Genomic DNA, 18,549 nt, shown 5'->3' on the forward strand with positions numbered 1-18,549 from the left:
TCTTTTCCTGTATACTCTGCTACGCTTCTATCAACACAGCACCATCAGCTGACAACTGCTGGAAAAAAGCCTCTATTTTATGATTGTCCTCATCACTTGTCCCTCCTTCTAACGTCGCTTGAATCTGCAAAATCTGCTGTTCTAATACATCAAAAGAAAGATTCTCTACAGCCACAACGTGCTCTACCAATAAAGAGCAGCCTGAAAAGTTAATATTTGCAACGCCCCCACATACAACAAATAATTTTTCACCCACAGAGGTGCGAACACGAACACTGCCCAACACAATACTTGCCACCAATGGCGCATGATGCGCCATAACTGTCAAATAACCTGAGGCTGAAGGAAGAACAACAGACACGACCTGCTCTGAAAACACAATTTTTTCAGGTGATACAAGCTCAAATAAAAAATGCTCTTCTCTATTGTTTTCCACAAAAGTCTCCACAATACCCGATATAAGGACTCTCCGTTTTCTCCAACGACTCGTCCTTTTTAACGAAAAATACCCATGACAGTTTTCTCTTGAATAAGAAGCTTCTTACTAAGAAGCCTCTGCCATGAGACGCTTTCCTTTTTCAAGTGCTTCATCAATCGAACCAACCATATAAAAAGCAGCTTCTGGTAAATCATCGTAATCGCCAGCACAAAGCCCCTTAAAGCCTTTGATTGTCTCTTCCAAAGGAACGAGTTTCCCCGGCGAACCAGTAAAGGCTTCCGCAACATGGAAAGGTTGCGAAAGGAAACGTTCAATTTTACGTGCCCGCCCCACCAGCAATTTGTCATCTTCAGAAAGTTCATCCATTCCAAGAATAGCAATAATATCCTGAAGCGCTCTATAACGTTGTAAAATGGTTTGCACTTGACAAGCAACCGTGTAATGCTCTTCCCCCACAATCAATGGATCCAACATACGCGAGAAAGAGTCAAGCGGATCAACCGCTGGATAAATCCCCTTTTCCGCAATAGAGCGCGAAAGAACAGTTGTTGCATCCAAATGAGCAAAAGACGCTGCCGGCGCCGGATCCGTCAAGTCATCTGCCGGAACATAAATTGCCTGAACGGAAGTAATAGAGCCTGTTTTTGTACTGGTAATACGTTCTTGCAACGCCCCCATATCCGTTGCCAAAGTCGGCTGATACCCAACAGCAGAAGGAATACGCCCTAAAAGAGCAGATACCTCAGCTCCTGCTTGCGTGAAACGGAAAATATTATCCACAAAGAAGAGAACATCTTGTCCTTCATCACGGAAACTTTCTGCAATTGTCAATCCTGAAAGAGCCACACGCGCACGCGCTCCTGGTGGTTCATTCATTTGCCCGTAAACAAGGGCACACTTTGACCCTTCCGTTGAACCATTATTCTCTTTTGGATTCACATTCACGCGGCTTTCGATCATTTCATAATAAAGATCATTTCCTTCACGTGTACGTTCTCCCACACCAGCAAATACAGAATAGCCACCATGTGCCTTTGCAATATTGTTTATAAGCTCCATAATGAGAACGGTTTTTCCAACACCAGCACCACCAAACAAGCCAATTTTACCCCCTTTAGAATAAGGGGCTAACAAATCCACGACTTTAATACCGGTTACGAGAATTTCCGAAACAGTCGATTGTTCAACATATTCAGGTGCCTCTTGGTGAATAGAACGTGTTTTGGTTGAAGCGATTGGTCCCACATTATCCACCGGTTCCCCAATCACATTCATAATACGTCCCAACGTTGCTTCTCCTACAGGAACGCTAATTTGTGTGCCTGTATCCACAACCTTTTGGCCCCGCATCAAACCATCAGTCGTATCCATAGCAATCGTACGTACGGTATTTTCACCCAAATGCTGCGCAACTTCTAATACCAAGCGATTGCCTAAATTCTCTGTTTCCAAAGCGTTGAGAATTTTTGGCAATTCACCTTCAAATTGCACATCAACGACAGCACCAATAATCTGCTTGATTTCACCAACAGCGCCTTTTGCATGCTCTTCTTTTTTTGCGGATGTATCTTTTTTTACAGGTGTATCTTTAGCTGCATCACGCGCAGGTACAGAGGAAGCCTTTACATCCACTTGAGATTTCGAAGCGGCTTTTTTCACGCTGGAACGAGCAGCTGGTTTCTTTTTTTCACCTTTTTCTGTTCCTTTGCTTGAGGTTACTGCTTTTACCATCAATCCTTACCTTCTCCATTTAAAGCGCTTCAGCGCCCGCAATAATTTCGATCAATTCTGTCGTAATCTGTGCTTGACGTTGACGATTATAAGCCACCGTCAATTTACTAATCATTTCACCCGCATTGCGCGATGCATTATCCATAGCTGTCATCTTAGCGCCCATTTCACCAGCAACATTTTCTAGCAAAGCCCGAAAGATTTGCACCGAAAGATTACGTGGTACAAGGGCCTCTAAAAGAGACGCAGCATCAGGTTCATATTCATAAACAATCGATTGTGAACCTTTGTTATGATCGGTTTGCTCCACAATATCTATTGCCCCAACAGCTGCTTTTGGAGCAACCATTGGAATCAAATCCAAAGCTGTTGGACGCTGATTAATTACGGAAACAAATTCAGAATAAAACAGCGTACAAACATCGAAAGCGCCTTCATTGAATAAATCAACAATCCGTTGACTAATCATCACTGCTTCTGCAAAACCAATTCGCTTTACAGCATGCAAATCGATATGATCAATTATCAAGCCTTTGTAATCACGCGATAAAATATCCGCGCCTTTTTTACCCACAGTGATAATTTTTACTATTTTATCAGCCGCCAACAATGCCTTAATCTGTTCACGTGCACGACGAGCAATTTGCACGTTAAAAGCACCACACAAACCGCGCTCAGCAGTACACACCACCAAAAGATGTACATCATCGCGCCCCGTACCACGCATAAGAGTAGGCGCATCAACACCATCTACATCAGCAGCAACACTGGTCAAAATATCAGCCATTCTCTTCGCATAAGGGCGTGCAGACTGCGCTGCCTCTTGAGCACGATGCAACCTTGCCGCTGCAACCATTTGCATAGCTTTGGTAATCTTTTGTGTTGCTTTAACCGAAGCGATACGGTCTCTAAGATCTTTTAGTGAAGCCATTCAAGCATTCCATCAATTCATCACGAGAAATTTTTCGCATAAGTATCAAGAACAGTTATCAACTTATCTTTCAGCTCATCTGTTATTTGCTTTTGCTCAGCAATTGCCTTTAAGAGATCTTGATAATCACTACGCAAAAGCACTAAAAGTCCCTGCTCAAACCGCGCAACATCAGAAACCGCCAAAGCATCAAGATAGCCATTCACACCCGCGAAAATAACCACCACCTGTTCTTCTGTTTTGAGCGGAGAAAATTGCGGCTGCTTCAACAGCTCTGTCAAACGCGCACCCCGATTTAACAGACGCTGGGTTGACGCATCCAAATCAGAGCCAAACTGCGCAAAAGCTGCCATTTCACGATATTGCGCCAATTCACCTTTAATCGAGCCAGCAACTTGCTTCATTGCCTTAATTTGTGCAGCAGAACCAACACGCGATACAGAAAGACCAACATTTACAGCAGGACGAATTCCTTGATAAAACAAATTAGTCTCTAGAAAAATTTGCCCATCAGTAATCGAAATCACATTTGTAGGAATATAGGCAGAAACATCATTTGCTTGCGTTTCAATAACCGGCAAAGCTGTCAACGACCCAGATCCATTTTCCGCATTCAACTTCGCAGCCCGCTCTAAAAGACGCGAATGCAGATAGAAAACATCTCCCGGATAAGCTTCACGACCTGGAGGACGACGCAATAAAAGAGACATTTGACGATACGCCACCGCCTGTTTTGATAAGTCATCATAACCAATCAAAGCATGTTGCCCATTATCACGGAAATACTCACCCATAGCACACCCAGCAAGAGGTGCAATAAATTGCAGTGGTGCTGGATCAGAAGCGGTCGCTGCAACAATAATAGAATATTCCAGCGCTCCACGTTCTTCTAAAACTTTAACGAATTGTGCCACCGTCGAACGTTTTTGACCGATAGCCACATAAATACAATAAACTTTGTCTTGCTCTCGTCCAGCCCCTGTCTCATGAAAAGGTTTTTGGTTTAAAAATGTATCGAGCAAAATTGCTGTTTTTCCTGTTTGGCGATCACCAATCACCAATTCACGCTGCCCTCGTCCAATAGGGATGAGTGCGTCAATCGCTTTCAATCCGGTCGACATCGGTTCATGGACAGACTGACGCGGAATAATTCCAGGAGCCTTAACATCGACACGACGACGCTCTGTTGCTTTAATGGGCCCCTTACCATCGATAGGGTTTCCCAACGCATCAACCACACGCCCAAGCAAAGCCGGCCCCACAGGAACATCGACGATAGCACCTAACCGCTTTACACAATCACCTTCACGAATATCACGATCTGAGCCAAAAATGACCACACCAACATTATCAACTTCCAAATTGAGTGCCATACCACGCACACCGTTTGGAAAGGCGACCATTTCCCCTGCTTGGACATTATCCAAACCATAAACGCGAGCAATACCATCCCCTACAGAGAGAACCCAACCAATTTCTGAAACCTCAGCCTTTTGGTCAAAGTTTTTGATTTGCTCTTTTAGAATTTTTGAAATTTCAGATGGTCTAATATCCATCAGCTGACCTCTTTTTTCAATGCAAGCTTAAGTGAAGACAATTTTGTGAGAAGAGACGTATCAATTTGAGACGACCCCACACGAACGATTAATCCACCAAGAATTGTTGGATCCACAATGATGTGCAGCAAGACTTTTCCTCCAACAACACCTTCCAAAGCCTCACACAACTCTTGTCTTTGTTGAGAACTTAAGGGGCGCGCAGAAACAATTTGCGCAGTAACCTGCCTACGAGCGCGTGCAACACAATGCTGAAAAGCACGTAAAATACCAAATACGGCACTAAGCCTACGGTTTGTTGCAATAACGCGTAAAAAATTACCAATGATCTGCCTTGCGTTTTTATCAGCAAATTTGATGTTTGCACAAACAGATTGCATCACCTTAATTTGCTCTTTAACTGAAAAGAATGGACTAAGCACAAAGCGTTTTAAATCCTTATGCTCCAAAACAAGTAAAAGATCCTCTACTGCCTTTTCAACCTTTTCAACGTTTCCGGCTTCTTGAACGCAATCAAAAAGCGCTTGCGCATAGCGTTGATCTACCAACGGCAGCGGTATGAGAGAAAATGAATCCGACACGAAATACCGCCTCTTTCCCTTGAGCGACTCTCTGATAGTTATCAGATGAAATGAAACAGACATTCTCAATCTTAAGAATCTTTTTCTTAAAACCTAGAACAAAAATCACTTGGTTTCTAGCATAGACATAGCCGACTCGCAACACCACAAATCGCTGCTTTTTAAAAATTTTAATAAAATATTCAAAATATTTTTGAAAAGCATTTTTTTTAGATATACAGGATGGCATCACAGTTTTTTATGCCTCTTTTTGACATTCTCTGAGCGATTTTTTCACTCTCTTTGATTTTTCTTCAAATGCCCTTGCCACCATAATAAAATACTTCTTCTCCCAAAAACACTCCCTTTATCACCACAAGACCTTTAATGAGATGCAGCTGCGATTGAAAAAGTCTATTATTTCAAACTGATAAGAAAGAAAAAATAATGAATATCCTCCTAAAAATTAAAGAAAACATTGCTCTTTTTTCTTCAAATACCCACTCCTTTTAAAAAATTTCACCAAGTAATATTTTCTTGTAAGCACACTCTTTAAATATACAAAACATTGATTTATAATGATAATATATCATTTTTCATACCGGACAAGCTTCAAATATCGACAAATTCTCTCTTTTCAAATTTTTTTATCAAAATCACGCCCTTCATTAAGCCCGCATAGCTTCACTTTATATGGCACTATATTGCACTGATTTAGAAAAAGCATAGATCAATAAACTCGAATAGAATTGGGTATTTTGGGTGTACAGCTAAACATTTTCAGCCCTTATAATCCGCCTATCAAAAAGATACTGTCCCTCATACAAAAAAGAAGTGAAAGCCGAAATGATAGTGCCCTCGAAGAAGAGAAGCGCTTCTGCTGGTTCTATAACAAAGATATTTTTTCCCGTGGCTCTACTTAATGCAATGTACATATATCATATTTTGCTGCCTGGATGCTTATTCTGAATAATATAAGAGTTCAAGTAAAGCACCTTAAGCAAAAAGACCTTCACTTTATGCGATACTGGTTTTAGAAAAAACTTTGCGGATCAATATCAATTTGAACCCGAACGGAACTGGGCATTTTGGGTGTACCTCTAAGCATTGCACGTATAAACCCTTGTATATCAAAAGAACGCTGTCCTTGCAGCAAAAGCCGAAAACGATAACGCCCCCGAACCAGAGCCAAAGGCGCTTCTGCTGGTCCCATAACAGAGATATTTTTTTCCCGTGGCGCTGCTTGACGCAATGCGCGCGCATAATGTTCTGCTGCTTGGCGCTGTTGTGCAGACACAATCAAAGAGGCAAGCCGCCCATAGGGGGGCAAATGATAATGCTGACGCGCTGCAATCTCACGTGTGTAAAAATCTTCTGGCTGGCATGCAAGTAAGGCTTTGATGACCGGATGATCTGGTTGATAAGTTTGCAATAATCCTAAACTTTTCAATCCCACACGCCCTGCTCTTCCGGTAACTTGAGAAAGCAGCTGATAGGTACGTTCACTTGCGCGTAAATCGCCATTGGCAAGACCAAGATCAGCATCAATAACACCAACCAGAGAGAGCTTGGGAAAATGATGTCCTTTAGCGACCAGCTGTGTTCCAATAATAATGTCCACATCGCCATTGGCAATGGCTTGTAATTCGCTTCGCAACTGCCCAATCCCTCCTTTGAGATCTGTTGAAAGAATCAATGATCGCGCTTGAGGAAAAAGCATTTGTGTTTCTTCGGCAATTCTTTCCACACCCGGTCCGCAAGCCACAAGATGATCTAATGTCCCGCATTCAGGACAGGCTTGAGGAAGTGGTTCATGATATCCACAATGATGACATTTCAGTTGCCCTTGCGCACGATGTTCGACCAACCAACTTGAACAATCAGTACAATGAAAACGATGTCCGCAAATTCGGCATAAAGTCAAAGGTGCATAACCACGACGATTAAGAAAAAGAAGAGCTTGTTCGCCCTTATCAAGCGTTTGTTTTAAAGCTCTTTCAAGAGCAAAGGAAATAAAGCGCCCCTTTTGCACTCCTCCTTGGCGCATATCAACCACCCGCAACTGTGGAAGTGCAACTTCTTTAAAACGGGAAGGTAAATGCACCTTTTGATAACGCCCTTTTAAAACATTGGCTTGGCTTTCAATCGACGGTGTTGCTGAAGATAAAATAACAGGAAAACACTCAAAAGAGCCTCGTGCAACAGCCATATCACGCGCATGATAAAAAATGCGCTCTTCTTGTTTATAAGCGCTATCATGTTCTTCATCGACAACAATCAAGCCAAGCTTAGGAAAGGGAAGAAAAAGCGCCGAACGAGCCCCAGCCACAACACGCACCCGCCCTTCTGCAACTTGCCGCCAGACGCGTTCTCTACGACGTGGCGTCAGATCAGAATGCCATTCTGCTGCCGCAGCGCCAAAACGTGCATAAAAACGATCTAAAAACTGCTGAGTTAAAGCAATTTCCGGCAATAAAATTAAAACCTGCTTGCCCCCTTTGAAAGCTTGAGCGACCGCTTCAAAATAAACTTCCGTCTTTCCTGATCCGGTAACACCATCAAGCAAAAAAACTTGAAACTGAGAAGATAAAACACCTTCCCGCAATAATGTTGCTGCTTCATTTTGCGCTCCCTGCAACTGAGGGGGACAAAAATCAGGATCAGGCATTGCCACAAGATCAGGAGCAGGAACCTTAACATCTTCAAAAATTCCTAGCGCTTTTAAACCTTCAACAACAGAAACCGAAGTTCCAGCCGCATGTGCCAGACCAGAACGTGTCCATATCTTCTCATTACGCACCAATTCTAAAATCCGTGATCGCGCTGGTGTAAGACGTTCTACATTTCCACCACAATATCGCAAACCCAGCATCTGCGCTTCCGGCTCTAAAGCAGCCGGTACCGACAAAACCAATCGTGCTACAAGACCAAAAGGTGCCATTGTATAGCGACTAACAAAACGCAAAAATGTGATCATTTCTGCCTTTAATGGGGGACAATCAAAAACATGAAGCAGAGAGCGTAATTTTTCACGCGCCACAGGAGCAGACTTTTGCCCATCGGCTGTCTGCTCTCCAACGTCCACAACAAAACCGCAAAGCTCACGCCCCATCACCGGAACCCGAACAAAAGAACCAACGTTCACCTCCATAGAAGATGGAACTTTATAACTATAAGCGTGAGCAACAGGAAGAGGAACCAATACGGATACAATCTTTTCCTCTATCATGTTTGAATTCATCTTTTTAACCAATCTACGACCTATTGAGCACCAACAAGTCTACACCTTATCTTTAAACACTCTTATAAAATTCATTGCAGGATTCAATCTTTCCCCCCTATCACAACACTTTTTTAACAAAAATTCTTTTTAACACGCATTCCATCACCAAAGTACCAATAAAAGGACCAATATCATCGTCTATAACAAAAAACTCTATAGCAAAAAAACAGCACCATTCTTCTGTGCAAATAAAGCGCATCATTATTAAGCATTCAACACGAGATCGTAAGTGCGTCCTTCAACAAAGCGATCCCATAGTATGACTTTTTTCCAACGCACACTTTTATTTTTTACTGCCTCATATCTCAATTTATCTTCAACAGACTGATTTATAAAGATATAATCATCATTATTACCTATTGTAATAAAAAAAACTCAATACGATGAATTTTTCTCATTTCAAACCCATCGAGGAACATTTGTAAATCCTTAGTGATGAAAGAGTATCCCATGATTTTAATTATAAGGAGAATAATATTGCAAATGGAGCCGTTACAATATTCACCTTGGCTTTGTGCCAAAACGTGAAAACACGTGTATACATCTTTCAGCTTGATTGAGAATCAAGCAACAATACAAGCAGCACAAAAGCGTATTGTTGAAGAATGGAGAACACAGAATAAATCAATGTAATTGACCATAAAAAAAACCCTTCATGCGTAAAATTTTACAGGCGTTCTTCAACAGTGTTTTACGACAAAATAAATCCATCCGCTTTCATCAAAAACAAAGTTAAACATACCCCCTAAAAAAGGAAGGTATCTTATGATGCACTCTCAAATATCAAGAGCAATCGCAAATAGGAAATGAGCAAAGTGTTTGATAATACTAGCTTATTTCCATAAATATAAAAACACCGCTACGCAAAGATGCCAATACGCAAAAATGTTGGTACGCAATGAATTCTATACCTTATCACGAGTAACACTATGAAATGGGTGTGGAAACGATAAATCATATTTCTTTACCGAAAACGGGTACATGATTAACACCATAGCATTCTTGTTCTTTACACAGATATTAATTCTTTCTCTTGCTTTTGCAGTCAACAATAGCGCATAACAAAAAATAGGATAAAGCTAAAAAGAAGAGGTTAGAGATGAAATTTTTTGTGGATAGCGCCAATATTGAAGAAATTCAAGAGTTACAGAATTTAAGCCTTGTTGATGGTGTTACCACCAATCCCTCTCTTATCCTAAAATCAGGACGCAATATTCTTGATGTTACAAAAGAAATTTGTGCTCTCGTTAGCGGACCTGTTTCTGCTGAAGTTGCAGCAACGGAATTTGAAAGCATGATGAAAGAAGCAGCTGTTTTAGCAAAGATTGCCGACAATATTTGTATCAAGCTTCCTTTAACACTCGATGGATTAAAAGCCTGTAAAGCCCTCACAGCAGCAGGACTAAAAACAAATCTCACACTTTGTTTTTCTGCCAATCAAGCCTTATTAGCTGCCAAAGCAGGCGCAACATTCGTTTCACCTTTTATTGGTAGACTTGATGATTGTGGAAATGATGGAAGTGAACTGCTTCATGAAATTCGCACAATTTATGATAACTATAACTTTGAAACACAAATCTTGGCCGCTTCAATCCGCACCGTTAATCATGTCAAAGAAGCAGCACTCAGTGGTGCTGACATTGCAACAGTTCCACCAGCAATCTTAAAAGCACTGGTCAAACACCCTCTCACCGACAAAGGGTTGCAAATATTCCTCGACGACTGGAAAAAAACAGGACAAAATATTGCTTAATATCTAGAATTTTTATTGGAAAGATCTTTTGAAAGTAACAAAAAGATCTGTTCAGCCAACTCTTCCGCAACACGTTTTTTTGCATCTTCTTCTGCTTGCAGCGTTGCATATTCTTGACGAAGTCGCTCAAAAGATGCATTCATCATTGCTGTTCCTTTTGCAACAAGAGTATTTTTCATATCCTGCAAAGTGTAAGAAGCTCTGCTCATAACAGTTCCAACAGAAGGTCGTCCCTTTCTCTTTTTCTCGAAATCAACCTCTATCTGCATAGATTCTCTTGTAAAGACGGATATCTGTAATGCCAATTGATAAGCAGGTAGAGAAGGTTTAGCACCATTTCCATACAAAAGAAAAAGCAGATGGTTGCGCACCATTTGACCAAAACGATCCGAAGGTTCTTCCACAACAATAGAAGCAAGCTTTTGCGCTAATCCCAAAGAAGCTTGTCCAGAAGGGTATCCAGAAGCAGGATTCCCATAAGAAGCAGAATCCATTGTCATTGCACTCTGCAACTCTTGACGGTAAAGCGGTTCAACTTTGCATCCACACAACAGTGTGAATACACCAGCTAAAATGACAAGAATAGAACTTCTAAAAAACGACATTCACAATCCTTTGTGGAACAACAATGATTTTTTTCACAGGCTTTTCAATCAGCTGCGCCTTTACAAAATCTAACGCCAAAACCGCTTCTTTAATCATCACCTCATCAGCAGTTGCTGCAACGCTCACCTCACCACGTTTTTTACCATTAATTTGTACTGGCAAAGTATAGCATTCCGCAACGGTTAACGTGGGATCATAAATAGGCCAAGCAAGCGCAGATATTAAATTTTTTCCCCCTAAAGCAGCATGACATTCTTCTGCTAAATGGGGCATCATGGGTGCAATCATAGCAAGAAAAAAATCCATAGCTTGACGTAAAGAAGCTTTCATTTCATCGTCAACACTTTCTATCCTATTTAACAACGGCGCCATAATATTCAAGAATTCATAAAGGCGTGCAATAGCCCGATTAAAAGCGAATTTTTCCAAATCATCTTCTACAGCGTGGAGCGTGCGATGTGCGACCTTTGAGAGTTCCAAAGCCGCCCCCTGATGCCCTGCACAAGGCGCCACATCCTTTAAAATAGAAGCACTCACAGCCACATGGCGCCAAACACGCTGTACAAAGCGATGTGCACCTTCAACACCAGATTCTGTCCAAATGACATCCCGCTCGGGAGGAGAATCTGACAACACAAACCAACGCACAGTATCAGCGCCATAAGATGCAATAATATCATCAGGATCAACGACATTCTTTTTTGATTTTGACATTTTCTCAATCAAACCAATCGTCACTTCACTTTGATCGGTTAATTTATAAGCACACCGCTTTCCATCTTTTTCAACAATCGAAATCTCTGCTGGAGAAACCCACCCTTTATCATCTCGATAGGTTTCATGCACCACCATACCTTGGGTAAAAAGCCCCTTAAAAGGCTCATCTACCGTCACATGACCGACCAATTTCATAGCACGCATAAAAAAGCGTGCATAAAGAAGATGCAAAATGGCATGCTCAATTCCACCAATATATTGTTGCACAGGCAACCATTCAGCGGTTGCTTGTTTATCAACAGGTTCCTGCGCAAAAGGAGCCGTAAAGCGTGCATAATACCAAGAAGAGTCAACAAATGTGTCCATGGTATCGGTTTCGCGTTTGGCAGGTTGACCACAGGAAGGACAAGTAACATTCTGCCATGTTTCATGTCGTGCAAGAGGATTGCCCGGTTGATCAAAAGTAACATCATCAGGCAACACAACCGGTAAATTGGCACGTGGAACAGGAACAACCCCACAAGTTGTACAATGGATCATCGGAATAGGACACCCCCAATAACGTTGACGTGAAATCCCCCAATCACGCAAACGAAATTGCACTGTTTTCTTCCCTTGCGGTTGCCCATTGAGCATTTGTTTTTCAAGCTTTTTAGCAGCTTCTTCAAAAGCTTGTCGGGGTGTCAAACCATCCAAAAAACTGGAATTGATCATCACCCCATCACCCGTATAAGGTGTTTCAGTAATAACAAAATCTTCTGCTTGCTCTCCTTTTGGTAAAACCACCGGTTTTATTGGAAGATCATATTTACGCGCAAAATCGAAATCTCTCTGATCATGAGCTGGACAACCAAAAACAACCCCTGTTCCATAGTCCATAAGCACAAAATTCGCGATATAAACGGGAATATGTACTGTTGAATCGAAAGGATGAACAGCCAAAAGGGGCGTGAGAAACCCTTGTTTTTCAGCTGTTTCAAGTGCTGCCGTTGTCGTTCCCCCACACCGACAATTTTCAATAAAAGCACTCAACGCTTTGTCTTTTTTTGCCAAAGCTTGTGCAATAGGATGATCAACAGACAGAGCCAAAAAGGAGGCACCAAACAGTGTATCAGGACGCGTTGAATAACAAACAACCTCATCAAATTTCTCACAAACATCACCAGCATCACCCGCCGACTTTAAAGCCCAACGAATCAGCAAACCTTGTGATTTTCCAATCCAATTTTTTTGCATGGTGCGAACTTTTTCCGGCCATTGGTTCAGCTCTTCAAGCCCTGCCAAGAGATCTTCACTAAAGTCGCTAATTTTGAAAAACCACTGGGTCAACTCACGTTGTTCCACCAACGCACCAGAACGCCATCCCCGCCCATCAACAACCTGTTCATTGGCCAAAACAGTATGATCAACAGGGTCCCAATTCACCTTAGCCACTTTACGTGCTACCAACCCCTTTTGATAGAAATCAAGGAACAACATTTGTTGTCGGTGGTAATATTCCTCATCACAAGTCGCAAATTCCCGAGTCCAATCTATCGAGAGCCCTAATTGCTTTAATTGCCCACGCATCACCGCAATATTTTGATAGGTCCAAGTTTTAGGGTGCACTTTATTTTGCATAGCGGCATTTTCAGCCGGCATCCCAAAAGCATCCCACCCCATGGGATGAAGCACATTAAACCCCTTGGCGCGTTTATAGCGTGCAACCACATCCCCCATGGCATAATTGCGCACATGCCCCATGTGAATACGGCCAGAAGGATAAGGAAACATTTCTAAAACATAATATTTTTCACGAGCATCTTCTTGAAGAGTCTGAAAAATTTTCTTTTCATCCCAAATTTCTTGCCATTTTTTTTCTCTCGCACGTGGATTATAGCGTTCGCCTATCTTATAATGCTCAATTGTCATTCCCATTATACTCTTTTAATAAAACAGAACCAAAAACTTGTTTTATTATGCTTGACCATGGATTAACCTCATCGTCAACATTTTCGTGAAATATTTCCCTAAGTATTTTATAAAACTTTAAAAAAAAACGACCAACTCTTGAACAAAAAAGGTAAAGCACAAAAACATGAATACACAAACGCCCCTCGATGCCCCTTCCATTGAAGCATGGCAAAACCTTCGAAAAGACATTGCTGAAACATGTCAAGAGTTACAACGCCCTGTAGAAGAAATTGAACTTATCGCTGTTTCAAAAACTGTTTCTGCCGCTGATATACGCCCCATTTTACAAGCAGGCCAATCTTTGTTTGCAGAAAACCGCGTACAAGAAGCAGCACAAAAATGGCCTGCTTTACGTCAACAATTTGAAAATATTAAACTCCATCTCATCGGTCCCCTACAATCAAATAAAACGGCAGAGGCAGTAAAACTTTTTGATGTCATCCAAACGGTTGACCGTGAAAAAATAGCCAAAAGCTTAGCTGAAGAAATGGAAAAGCAAAAAAGGCATCTCCCCTGCTACGTTCAGGTTAACATTGGATTAGAACCGCAAAAAAGTGGTGTTGCTCCGCAAGAAGTGATCCCTTTTGTTTCTCAATGCAAAAACAACTATGGACTCGATATCATCGGTCTTATGAGCATCCCCCCTGTCGATGAAAACCCCGGACCCTATTTCGCGCTCTTAGCAAAATTAACAAAACAAGCAGGTCTTTCAAAGCTTTCCATGGGTATGTCCAGTGACTTCAAAACCGCTCTACAGTTTGGCTCTAACGTCCTTCGCATTGGCTCTGCTTTATTTGGAAAACGCCCTGTGTAAAGCAATTTCCCCTCATATAAATTCATTCCCCCTTATATAAATCCCCATTGAAAATTCTACGAACAAGCCAAAAACAGCAGAAATGAGAAAAAATATTTCCTTCAATATCAATAAAAGAGCAATTCTAGCAAAAAAGCTGGTCTTCTCAAAATTCTCACCGGCACATCCACAACACGTACAATAGATTTAAGATAGCATTGCAATTTGGCTCTCATATTCTCGCACATTGGCTCTACTTCACCTCCCCTCTGACCGCCTCTCCAGCAAAAGCAACATAAAAAATAAATCCTTATATAAAGGCAAAATGATAAGAGGGGCGTTGCGCATGAATGAAAAAAACTGTCACGAAATAAATAATTGCAAAAAAATATTTAATACGATTATCGCAATGATTTCCATTAAAAACCACGAATTCTCTTAACTTCCCCAACAGGCGTAAACGATTTTCCCACATGCCAATGGCGTAAAGCAGGCAAAAAGAGGCTTATGGCTGCATAATACAGTAACAAAACTCTTTCATGTAAGTCACTTGAGCAAAATAAACATCTCAAATGCCCAATAGAGCACCAAGAGCCGCGTTAAACAACATGAATAGCAATCTATAAGGTCCAACAATAGCAAAAGGCTTTCTATGCTCTACAAAGCATAAAATACGGTCAATATTCGCCTGAAAAATAAAAGAACTAATCCCAAGCATATGCGCATAATACATGCAGGCAAAACAATGGCAATGAGATCGATCCCAATAACGATATTTCTTTATCGTTCTCGTAAACAAAGAGAAAAACTTCAACTTTTCATATACGCAATTTTTCTAAATTTAAACTTTAATTAAGAAAAAATATGGTGTAATTTCTTATATTTTAAAATATTATAAGTAATATTATTATCTATTTAAGAAAAAATTTCATATATACATAATATATATATGATTTATAAATTATTTTTATTGTTATTTTTTTAAATTTATCTTTTATTATGATATAAAATACATGATAGCCATTTGAAATGTATCATTATGATACTACTTTTAATGTAGATAATTAAGGAGAATTAATATTTTTGGTTCATGCAGCACATTCGGTCATATAGCGACAAAGATATCTCTGAAGATAAATAATTCTGTAAATATATTCGAAAGAATATACCAAAATTAAATATCTACATCTGTGGATAAAATAGTTTTCGGAGATATCTATTGTGAATCACATCTTATAATCAGGATTTTTTTATAATGAATATTTGTTATGAAATCGTAAGAATGTTTTGTATTCTCATTGTCTTTATCCCTATATATGCTATTGGTTTTTAAAAGTGGTAGTTACAGTTGGAAAGTAACTATAAAATAAAATTTATATACAGTAATTCTTTTCATTATTTTTGATATTTTGGTTTAATTAATTATTAATAAACTTATTCTTTTTTAAATAAGGGAATACAAAATAAAAAACATTTAAAGTGATAATCAATAAAGCACCTTTATCTCCCTTTTTATATGATATTTTTTAGTGCCTTTGTGCGTTTATAAAAGGCTCTATACCGCAATAGTCTTTGCCATATTTGAATATCCTAAAAGCATAAAATACCTTTTTAAGAAAAACGTATCAGATTTAAAAATTGACTATTCTAATCTTTGTCATTTAGTCTAACCTCACAATGAAAAGCTTTTGGGAAAACTCTGCCACAAATATAACCATACAAAAATACAGAGGCAGATTTTTCCAAACAATAAAAAGAGGGAAACATGACTGAAAAAATTTATCCAATATCAGAAGAGATCAAAAAAAATACTTTACTCGATGAGGAAACTTATCAACAATGGTATCGAGAAAGCATTAATGATCCAGAAAGCTTCTGGGCAAAACATGGTCAACGCATTGAATGGTTTAAACCTTTTACAAAAGTAAAAAACACTTCTTTTAACGGAGATGTGTCGATTCAATGGTACGAAGATGGAATAACAAATGTTGCCTATAATTGCATTGATCGCCACCTGAAAACTCATGGAGACAAAATCGCGCTCATTTGGGAAGGGGATAACCCCTATCATGATAAAAAAATAACCTATAACGAGCTTTATGAACATGTTTGTCGTTTTGCTAATCTTTTGAAAAGTCGTGGTATTAAGAAAGGCGATAAAGTAACCATTTATCTCCCCATGATTCCCGAAGCAGCCTATGCTATGCTCGCGTGTGCCCGCATTGGTGCTGTTCATTCGGTTATTTTTGCAGGCTTTTCTGCTGAAGCAATAGCAGGACGCCTTGTTGACTGTGAATCAACCTTTATGATTACCGCTGATCACGGCTTGCGTGGCGGCAAACGGATTAACTTAAAAGACAACGTTGACCATGCTATTGAGATAGCAGCGCGCCAAAACGTGCATGTGGACCAAGTCATGGTTATACGGCGGACTTGTGGACCCATTCAATGGGTAGAGGGGCGTGATTTTTGGTACCACGAAGAGATAGCTCATACCAAAACAGCTTGTCCACCAGAACCAATGAATGCTGAAGATCCACTTTTTATTCTTTATACTTCAGGCTCCACCGGCAAACCTAAAGGTGTTTTGCATACCACAGCAGGCTATCTTGTTTTTGCCTCGATGACTCACCAATATGTTTTTGATTACCACCCCAATGAAGTTTACTGGTGCACAGCTGATATTGGGTGGATTACCGGTCATTCTTACTTGGTTTATGGACCTTTATGCAATGGTGCGACCACTTTAATGTTTGAAGGCACACCAACCTTTCCTGACAAAGGCAGATTCTGGGAAATTGTCGACAAGCATCAAGTCAATACACTCTATACCGCACCAACAGCTATCCGCGCCTTAATGGGAGCAGGAAATTCATTTGTTGAACACTCAAACAGGACGTCGTTGCGTCTTTTAGGCACAGTAGGAGAACCTATTAACCCAGAAGCATGGGAATGGTTTTATCATATAATTGGAAATGACCGTTGTCCGATTCTCGATACATGGTGGCAAACGGAAACAGGAGGGCATATGATCACGCCCTTGCCCGGTGCAACACCCCTTAAAGCAGGATCAGCCACACGTCCTTTTTTTGGTGTTCAACCCCAAATTGTTGATGCCCAAGGCAATATTTTAGAAGGTGAAGCAGAAGGCAATCTTTGTATCAGTGATTCATGGCCAGGACAAATGCGCACGCTTTATAAAGATCATGAGCGCTTTATTCAAACTTATTTTTCCTCCTATAAAGGAAGATATTTTACAGGCGATGGTTGTAGGCGCGATAGTGACGGCTATTACTGGATTACAGGGCGGGTTGATGACATTCTCAATGTCTCGGGACACAGGTTAGGAACTGCTGAAATTGAATCAGCCCTTGTTTCTCATCCCGCTGTATCAGAAGCAGCCATTGTGGGTTACCCGCATCCCATTAAAGGACAAGGAATTTATAGTTTTATCACCTTAATGGAAGGGACAGCGCCGAGTGAAGAGTTACAAAAAGAGCTTATTAAACATGTAAGACAAGAAATAGGTTCTATTGCCATATTGGATAAAATTCAATTTGCCCCACAGCTTCCCAAAACGCGATCAGGAAAAATTATGAGACGTATTTTACGAAAAATCGCTGAAAACGATTTTGATACTCTCGGAGATATTTCAACCCTTGCCGAACCGCAAGTTGTTGAAGATCTGATTGCCAACCGACAAAACTAAAAAACACGACGCAATACAACATACGGTGGTTTTTGTTTTTTTGCTAAAATTATCTCAGCATTATTACGAAAACCACCGAGGAGAATAAAAAACAAAACAATTCATGAGAAGCTCAATCATTCTAACAACAAACGCTTTTTTTCATAACAGGTAAGAAATAATTTAAGCAAAAACCTCAGGATTGGGATGCGAACAAGAATAAGAAAGTAAGATAAAAAGAGCAACATAGCTTTTTAAAATCACCTAATGTCCACTCAATGCAAAAAAAGCCTCTGAGTAAGAAGGAAAAATAGTTCTGATGTTTATGCTAGAATCCCTTTGAAATTCCTGCTAAAATCATAAACAAAGCTAAAAAAGAAAGTATAAGTGATAATATTCTTGAGCAAAAATATTTATCTATAACGAGGGTGTATAAAAAATATTGAAAACCATGAAATCTAAAATAAGCAAGCTTACAACAAAAATCTAAAGCAATGAAAGTAAGAGTTCTTAGAATAAATGATGCCATATAAAATCAG

The 18,549-nt window shown here is 40.2% G+C and carries 11 protein-coding genes; 3 read left to right on the forward strand and 8 right to left on the reverse strand.

Translation table 11 applies throughout. The features are described 5' to 3' along the window. Positions 1-19 precede the first annotated feature (19 nt). The 6 genes from atpC to ACFIKX_RS07370 form a co-directional block, all read right to left on the reverse strand. Positions 20-436 (reverse strand): ATP synthase F1 subunit epsilon, encoded by a 417-nt coding sequence (atpC, locus tag ACFIKX_RS07345; protein ID WP_375628699.1) that lies wholly within the window; start codon positions 434-436, stop codon positions 20-22. A 108-nt stretch (positions 437-544) separates the two neighbouring features. Next, positions 545-2,170, reverse strand: a complete 1,626-nt coding sequence (atpD, locus tag ACFIKX_RS07350; protein WP_375613176.1) for a F0F1 ATP synthase subunit beta — start codon at positions 2,168-2,170, stop codon at positions 545-547. A gap of 19 nt (positions 2,171-2,189) precedes the next feature. Next, the gene (locus ACFIKX_RS07355) at positions 2,190-3,101 is read right to left on the reverse strand and encodes a F0F1 ATP synthase subunit gamma (protein WP_375628700.1); all 912 of its coding nucleotides are present in this window, start codon (positions 3,099-3,101) and stop codon (positions 2,190-2,192) included. 20 nt (positions 3,102-3,121) lie between these two features. Further along, positions 3,122-4,657: a F0F1 ATP synthase subunit alpha gene (gene atpA / locus ACFIKX_RS07360; protein ID WP_375611722.1), complete on the reverse strand. Its 1,536-nt coding sequence runs from the start codon at positions 4,655-4,657 to the stop codon at positions 3,122-3,124. Further along, complete coding sequence (gene atpH / locus ACFIKX_RS07365) at positions 4,657-5,238, reverse strand: ATP synthase F1 subunit delta (RefSeq protein ID WP_375628702.1); 582 nt, start codon at positions 5,236-5,238, stop codon at positions 4,657-4,659. The genes atpA and atpH overlap by 1 nt, the downstream gene beginning before the upstream one ends. A gap of 1,012 nt (positions 5,239-6,250) precedes the next feature. Beyond that, on the reverse strand, positions 6,251-8,458 hold the full coding sequence (locus ACFIKX_RS07370) for a primosomal protein N' (protein WP_375628704.1): 2,208 nt from the start codon (positions 8,456-8,458) through the stop codon (positions 6,251-6,253). Between the two features lie 1,141 nt (positions 8,459-9,599). On the opposite strand from ACFIKX_RS07370, the gene fsa reads away from it, so the two are divergent. Then, complete coding sequence (gene fsa, locus ACFIKX_RS07375; protein ID WP_375628706.1) at positions 9,600-10,253, forward strand: fructose-6-phosphate aldolase; 654 nt, start codon at positions 9,600-9,602, stop codon at positions 10,251-10,253. Here the strand turns inward: fsa and lptE are convergent. Together lptE and leuS are read right to left on the reverse strand one after the other, a co-directional pair. Further along, positions 10,250-10,858, reverse strand: a complete 609-nt coding sequence (gene lptE, locus ACFIKX_RS07380; protein WP_375628707.1) for an LPS assembly lipoprotein LptE — start codon at positions 10,856-10,858, stop codon at positions 10,250-10,252. The two genes, fsa and lptE, sit on opposite strands and share 4 nt — an antisense overlap. After that, positions 10,845-13,487: a leucine--tRNA ligase gene (leuS, locus tag ACFIKX_RS07385; protein WP_375628709.1), complete on the reverse strand. Its 2,643-nt coding sequence runs from the start codon at positions 13,485-13,487 to the stop codon at positions 10,845-10,847. Before leuS ends, lptE begins: the two co-directional genes overlap by 14 nt. A 166-nt stretch (positions 13,488-13,653) precedes the next feature. Between leuS and ACFIKX_RS07390 the strand changes: the two genes are divergently transcribed. Further along, the gene (locus tag ACFIKX_RS07390; protein ID WP_375628711.1) at positions 13,654-14,343 is read left to right on the forward strand and encodes a YggS family pyridoxal phosphate-dependent enzyme; all 690 of its coding nucleotides are present in this window, start codon (positions 13,654-13,656) and stop codon (positions 14,341-14,343) included. Positions 14,344-16,087: 1,744 nt separating this feature from the next. After that, on the forward strand, positions 16,088-18,031 hold the full coding sequence (gene acs, locus ACFIKX_RS07395; RefSeq protein WP_375628712.1) for an acetate--CoA ligase: 1,944 nt from the start codon (positions 16,088-16,090) through the stop codon (positions 18,029-18,031). Positions 18,032-18,549 lie beyond the last annotated feature (518 nt).

The sequence above is a fragment of the Bartonella sp. CM86QHHN genome, from assembly GCF_042194695.1.
Taxonomy (GTDB): domain Bacteria; phylum Pseudomonadota; class Alphaproteobacteria; order Rhizobiales; family Rhizobiaceae; genus Bartonella.

What these genes read in the sequence shown, in the direction of transcription:
- ACFIKX_RS07355 (WP_375628700.1), bottom strand. Translation starts at nt 3,101, where the DNA reads ATGGCTTCACTAAAAGATCTTAGAGACCGTATCGCTTCGGTTAAAGCA.
- ACFIKX_RS07390 (WP_375628711.1), top strand. Translation starts at nt 13,654, where the DNA reads ATGAATACACAAACGCCCCTCGATGCCCCTTCCATTGAAGCATGGCAA.
- atpD (WP_375613176.1), bottom strand. Translation starts at nt 2,170, where the DNA reads ATGGTAAAAGCAGTAACCTCAAGCAAAGGAACAGAAAAAGGTGAAAAA.
- atpA (WP_375611722.1), bottom strand. Translation starts at nt 4,657, where the DNA reads ATGGATATTAGACCATCTGAAATTTCAAAAATTCTAAAAGAGCAAATC.
- acs (WP_375628712.1), top strand. Translation starts at nt 16,088, where the DNA reads ATGACTGAAAAAATTTATCCAATATCAGAAGAGATCAAAAAAAATACT.
- lptE (WP_375628707.1), bottom strand. Translation starts at nt 10,858, where the DNA reads ATGTCGTTTTTTAGAAGTTCTATTCTTGTCATTTTAGCTGGTGTATTC.
- ACFIKX_RS07370 (WP_375628704.1), bottom strand. Translation starts at nt 8,458, where the DNA reads ATGAATTCAAACATGATAGAGGAAAAGATTGTATCCGTATTGGTTCCT.
- fsa (WP_375628706.1), top strand. Translation starts at nt 9,600, where the DNA reads ATGAAATTTTTTGTGGATAGCGCCAATATTGAAGAAATTCAAGAGTTA.
- leuS (WP_375628709.1), bottom strand. Translation starts at nt 13,487, where the DNA reads ATGACAATTGAGCATTATAAGATAGGCGAACGCTATAATCCACGTGCG.